This window comes from Vulcanisaeta sp. EB80 (genome assembly GCF_002078205.2).
Window position 1 is genome coordinate 1 of sequence record NZ_LCWN02000112.1, and the last position, 3554, is coordinate 3554.

Consider the following 3554-nt stretch of genomic DNA (forward strand, 5'->3'; position numbering starts at 1 on the left):
AATCACCGCTTGGATCTATTGTTGGCACGTCCTTAATTTCAATCTTGCTCACTGATTTATTGATGTCCTCCGCCTCTTCTTGGTATGTTTTTTCTATTTGGTTTGTGTCTTCTTCCTGGGCTGGTGCTCCTATTCGGCTTATTACCTTGAAGCCATTGTAAATGGGCGGATTATGACTAGCCGTGATCTGGATCACCAAATCAAAACCAAAACGAAAACCAAACCAAGCAACAACAGGAGTCGGGGTTGGCTTTCCCGTTATCACTGTATCAATACCGTGATTTAATGCTACGTTGCGACTATTGTTGCATAAGTCCTTGATCTAGTCCTGACAATAATGAACGACAAGCTCCGCCCCTTCTAGGGGCGGGGTCGCCTCACGTAGTGGGGTTCTACGGAGGTAGGTTTTAAAATCCAGCTTTTTTTGCTGTTTTGTGCCTGGGGTGGTGCCTTTTTCCTCGGGTGAGCCGGTGGGGCGATACCCCACTGTTTTCACCATCCCAGGCACTGAATCTTCCAAATCAAGTAATGTACGCACGGTTAGGTTGAGACTACTGCCGAACGGGGCCCAAGAGAGAAAGCTAAGAAGAATAGCCGACGCCACTGCCAAGTTATGGAATGAGCTTAATTATGCCAGGCTTGTTCAGTATAGGGAAAGTGGTAGGGTGGATTTTAAGGGTACGGAGCATGAGTTTTACCACAGGTATAAGTGTGTGTTGGGTGTGAATGCTGGGCAAGTCATAAGGTTGAATAACAGTGCCTGGAAATCGTACTTCGAACTACTCAAGCTGTACAAGCAAGGCAAGTTGCCTAAATTCATGGGTAAGCCATCACCACCAGGCTTCTGGAAGGATAAGGTGCTAGGCAAAAGGGAGCTAAGGATTTTGGTGAGGAACGACAGGTATTACTTGGAGCCTATCAACAATGGCGAGGGCTATTTGGTGCTTAAGGATTGGGGTTTGAAAATAAAGTACGCCGGCAGAATCAAGTGGAGTGGGAGGCAAGGCACGCTTGTAATCAAGCTTGAGGATAACAGATGGTTCGCATATGTGCCCATTGAGGTTGGCGCCAAACCAGCAAAGAGCAACCCGAAGGGTTACGTTAAAGGCATCCACGAGAAAATACAGATAGACAAGCCAAGGGGCGATAACAAGGCTTTCATAGACGTTGGCTTGAACAACCTCTTCGCCGTTGTTTTCAATCATGGTGATACTGCGATTTTAATCAAGGGCTCAACAATTAAGTCCGAGTACTACTACTGGAAGCGTGAAATACGCACTTACCAATCCGTTAGGGATTGGTTGAGGAACCACGGTTTTGAGTCATGGAGGAAGTACCACACGTTTTATTTACACGCAATTTATAAGCAACGCGAGAGACTTAGGCATTATTACCGCACAGCCATTAGATTCCTAGCCGAGACACTGTGGCAGATGGGCATTGATGAAGTGTTTATTGGCTACCCATACATGGTCAGTCAGAACAACGGTAATGAGTACAACACAAACATTTGGTGGTTTAATAAAATCATTAATTGGCTTAAGGACGTACTTGAGGAGTACGGAATTAAACTCAATGTTGTTAATGAGTATGGGACGAGCAAACAATGTTCTATCTGTAACATGGAGCACGAGAAAGGTAGGGTTAAGCGTGGGTTGTACGTGTGCGAATTAACTGGAATAAAGATTAACGCAGACCTGAATGCAGCAAGGAATATCGCAAAGAAGGTAGGCTACAAAACACCAACACCAAAGAAAATACTGAGCTTTATCGTCACCACCAATGGCGTAAAACCAATAACCCCAAAGAAGGGGCAACAATCGAGACCCCAAGATTAAACCCGCCCAAAAAGGGCAGGGAGGGGGTCATCGGGCTTTTTGGGGTCTTAGTGATATTCAGCGTTATTGGTAGGCGGACCATTAGGTCGATTAGTGGTTGGGTTAGGATTGTACCTGAGGATTCAGGCTTTTTGAAGGATGAATTACTAATTGTAGATGATGAGGCATTTGTGGTATCAAGTACTGGTTCTGTGACCCAGGTACCTGTTGATGATGCCATTAGATACTTCAACGACATCTGGAAAATTCTTTAATTCGAAATATCGCGTCCCTACTTAAGTTGAAATAACAATGAAATCATAACTGATCATTAAAACATTAACTTAATACACGTCTCCTCCTTCGTCTCCTTGGTCTCATTAGTTGCCTTGCCGTGTAAAATAGTATCAATAGAATGATGAGTAGTAGGAGTGTTGTTGTCGGTAATTGTAAGCCTCGGCTTATTTGTCCTTCCTGTTGCGTTGTCCCGCTTGCATACTCGCTATACCACTGCAGTATTGCATCACGTACTTCCTCCGCAACAACCGGGTTCTCAATGATTATGCCCAACTCCCTATTGTTGTGTAAGGATTCGTAGTCCAGGTTGACGCTACCCACGTACACGTAATTCCCAACCACAATAGCCTTAGCCGTCAAGTCAGGCACCATTACCGCGCCTAATTCACTGACGGCGTAATCATTCTCCGAGTGCTCACCAACTATGACGACCCTGTCCGTGTGCCTCTCGATGTAGCTGTACATGTTTGAGGATGGGTATAACTCCTCAATAGCCACGTACAGGGGGCCTGGTTGGTTCAGGAGGTCGTCTAAGTACTCGGCGGAGTTTATTGGTGAGACCACGATGCCTGGGTAACCTATTTGCGGTGGCGTCTCGTTGTAGTAGTCGCTGAGTATTACCTCGGCGAAGACCTTTGCTATTGTTGCGTTGTTGATGACTAGGTCGATGCCTAGGTCATGTTCGAAGCCGTAGTAGGTGGGGTTTATTGAGCCTAGTATGACTGTTTCGTTGTCGATGACGAAGACCTTGCTGTGCACGAAGTCGTACATGTAATTAAACGAAACATGAGCTCCCGCACTAGCTAGCTCACTCACTGCGGAGTACTCATCCTCGGGTATGCCGCCGTACACATTGCCAGATAGGACTATGTAGACGCTGACGCCGCGTTCAGCCAAACTGGCTAACTCATTGACTAGGGGTTGGTAGGTTAGCTCATACGCTTCGACATACACGCAGTGCTTTGCCGTACCCACCACATTGAGTATGTAGGTGGAGTTAACGGGACCAATAACCACACCAACCTGACTCGAGTTCAAAACCACAAACCAAGCCTGTGCAGTAACCGGCACCGCAAGCACTGCTGAAGTCACGACCAAAAACACGAGAAAGTTCGCAAACCTCATCAACAAGAAACCACGGGAGGACACTTAACCCTAACGCGTAAACAATCAATAATACCAACAACCACGAGGGAAAGCTTTTAAATTCAACAAAAACCCAAGAAAAACGGGCCCGTAGCTCAGCCAGGTAGAGCGGCGGGCTCTTAACCCGTAGGTCGTGGGTTCGAATCCCACCGGGCCCGCCAGGGTTTGCTTGGTTGGTTTTGGTGAGTTAGGTGGTGATCCATGTGTTGATGCGATCCACCAAGCCTAGAAATAATATACACACCAAACTGCACGGGATTCATGTTCCTGGTCGTCATTATTGTCGTTGTAGCG

3 protein-coding genes, 1 tRNA gene and 1 pseudogene are annotated in these 3554 nt (G+C 46.5%); 3 read left to right on the forward strand and 2 right to left on the reverse strand.

Translation table 11 applies throughout. The features are described 5' to 3' along the window. Positions 1-265: pseudogene (locus tag B7L70_RS12055) on the reverse strand (phosphoglucomutase/phosphomannomutase family protein); the annotation flags it as partial. Between the two features lie 169 nt (positions 266-434). On the opposite strand from B7L70_RS12055, the gene B7L70_RS12060 reads away from it, so the two are divergent. Together B7L70_RS12060 and B7L70_RS12065 are read left to right on the forward strand one after the other, a co-directional pair. Then, on the forward strand, positions 435-1838 hold the full coding sequence (locus B7L70_RS12060; RefSeq protein WP_238376250.1) for a transposase: 1404 nt from the start codon (positions 435-437) through the stop codon (positions 1836-1838). Between the two features lie 50 nt (positions 1839-1888). Next, positions 1889-2092, forward strand: coding sequence for a hypothetical protein (locus B7L70_RS12065; RefSeq protein WP_081228397.1), 204 nt, complete (start codon positions 1889-1891; stop codon positions 2090-2092). 64 nt (positions 2093-2156) lie between these two features. Here the strand turns inward: B7L70_RS12065 and B7L70_RS12070 are convergent, their stop codons facing one another. Beyond that, positions 2157-3239, reverse strand: a complete 1083-nt coding sequence (locus tag B7L70_RS12070; protein ID WP_081228399.1) for a phosphatidylserine/phosphatidylglycerophosphate/cardiolipin synthase family protein — start codon at positions 3237-3239, stop codon at positions 2157-2159. Positions 3240-3344: 105 nt separating this feature from the next. Between B7L70_RS12070 and B7L70_RS12075 the strand changes: the two genes are divergently transcribed. After that, positions 3345-3421, forward strand: a tRNA-Lys gene (locus B7L70_RS12075). The last annotated feature ends 133 nt before the right edge of the window (positions 3422-3554 follow it).

Excerpts from the sequence above, each read along its gene's own strand:
- B7L70_RS12070 (WP_081228399.1), bottom strand. The coding sequence starts at position 3,239 with ATGAGGTTTGCGAACTTTCTCGTGTTTTTGGTCGTGACTTCAGCAGTG.